Below are 223 nucleotides of genomic sequence, written 5' to 3'. Positions count from 1 at the left end.
TTATGAAGTAGAGAATGATTACCAAATGGCATTGGAGTATTGTACTGATTTGTATAAAAAGGAGAGTGCAGAACGTTTACTAGTACATTTAATAAGTATTATTAATCAAATCGTAAGGAATCCAACTATAAAATTAAATGAAATAGAGACTACGACGGAAGAAGAAAAGGCACTTATTATAGAAGAATTTAATGATACGTACCATGCATATCCGAGAGATAAG

1 protein-coding gene is annotated in these 223 nt (G+C 30.5%); it reads left to right on the top strand.

Translation table 11 applies throughout. The annotated features are described in order from the left end of the window. The coding region (locus tag MR167_RS32520; protein WP_242316316.1) for a condensation domain-containing protein at nt 1–223 on the top strand (223 nt) is incomplete at both ends.

The sequence above is a fragment of the Bacillus cereus group sp. BfR-BA-01355 genome, assembly GCF_022663675.1.
Lineage (GTDB): Bacteria > Bacillota > Bacilli > Bacillales > Bacillaceae_G > Bacillus_A > Bacillus_A thuringiensis_S.
The sequence above is the reverse complement of the archived record's forward strand: the minus strand, read 5'-3'. Positions and strand labels throughout refer to the sequence as shown.